Origin of the sequence: Pantoea sp. UBA5923, assembly GCF_002431095.1 — a bacterium.
In the GTDB taxonomy this organism is placed as follows: Bacteria; Pseudomonadota; Gammaproteobacteria; order Enterobacterales; family Enterobacteriaceae; genus Pantoea; species Pantoea piersonii.
The window spans coordinates 2,684-4,059 of sequence record NZ_DJDN01000011.1; the positions used below are offsets into that span (position 1 = coordinate 2,684).

Genomic DNA, 1,376 nt, shown 5'->3' on the forward strand with positions numbered 1-1,376 from the left:
GCAATGACCAATGCGGTTAAATCTGGCCCTGCCCGAACCTGCTACTCTTAGCCTCCACATCTGGAGGATCCATGAATTCACTAATTGATATTTTTACCAGCCATAAAAGCGAACGCAGCTTTACTGAACAACCGGTTGACGACGCGATTCTGGATCGCATTATCAGCACCGCTTACCGCGCGCCGACGTCAGTCAACTCGCAGCAGGTTTCCGTTGTGGTGACCCGAGATGCAGCGAAACGAGCAGAGATTTCGCGGATCGCCGGTGGCCAGCCGTGGATCGCTAAGGCGCCGGTGTTTCTGACGTTCGTGCTGGATATGCATAAATCCCGCGTAGCGATGGAGGCAATCGGTCGCGAGCAGATCGCTCAGCAGAGTATCGAGAGCATCGTTTCCGGCTCTACCGATGTGGGTATCGCGCTTGGCTCCGTTATGGCTGCAGCGCGCGCGGAAGGCCTGGGCATTGTGCCGATTGGCGGCATCCGTCGCGAGCCTGAGGCGCTGATCGAGCTGCTGCAGCTGCCGGAATACACCTTCCCGGTGGCGGGCGTCGTGATCGGCTATGTCGATGAGCCGTCGCACCAGAAGCCGCGTCTGCCGCTGGAGACCTTCCGTCACGAAGAGACCTACCGCAGCGAAGGCCTGGCGGAGAAAATCGCCAGCTACAATCAGGAGATGGTGCAGCACTGGCAGAATATCGGCCGTTCCGACGGCGAAAGCTGGAGCGAAAGCGTCAGCGGCTATTATCAGAACATCTACTTCCCGCACGTGCTGGGCGCGCTGAAAAAACAGGGCTTCGGCACCGACAAATAATTATCGCCGCGCTCAGGCATACCGCCTGAGCGTCGCCCTCCTCTGCGCTCGCTCTTTTTTCGATCTCCGCCTTTCGCAATCATCAGCATTCTGCTACGGCAGACATGGGATTCTTAACTACGCTTAATCATTGCTATATCCCTATAAAAATGGAGAGAACCCATGAGCAATGATGAGCGTAAACCGACAACGACGGATGCTGGCATTCCCGTTGCCAGCGATGAACATTCACTGTCGGTCGGCCTTGACGGCCCGCTGGTATTGCATGACCACTATCTCATTGAGCAGATGGCGAATTTCAACCGCGAACGCATCCCGGAGCGCCAGCCGCACGCGAAAGGCAGTGGTGCGTTCGGCTACTTTATCGTGACCGATGACGTCAGCAAATATACCAAAGCCGCCCTGTTCCAGCCCGGCACGCGCACTGACGTGCTGCTGCGCTTCTCTACCGTCGCGGGCGAGCGCGGCAGCCCGGATACATGGCGCGATCCGCGCGGTTTCGCCCTCAAGTTTTATACCACCGAAGGCAACTACGACCTGGTGGGCAACAACACGCCGGTCTTC

At 57.6% G+C, this 1,376-nt stretch carries 2 protein-coding genes; both read left to right on the plus strand.

From position 1 onward, the window contains the following. Positions 1-71 precede the first annotated feature (71 nt). The gene (locus tag B3797_RS02445; protein WP_311790279.1) at positions 72-812 is read left to right on the plus strand and encodes a nitroreductase family protein; all 741 of its coding nucleotides are present in this window, start codon (positions 72-74) and stop codon (positions 810-812) included. Between the two features lie 162 nt (positions 813-974). Beyond that, the coding region (locus B3797_RS02450) for a catalase (RefSeq protein ID WP_311790280.1) at positions 975-1,376 on the plus strand (402 nt) is incomplete at its 3' end.

Bases quoted from the DNA above. Each gene is read 5' to 3' on its own strand.
- B3797_RS02445 (WP_311790279.1), top strand. From the start codon at position 72: ATGAATTCACTAATTGATATTTTTACCAGCCATAAAAGCGAACGCAGC.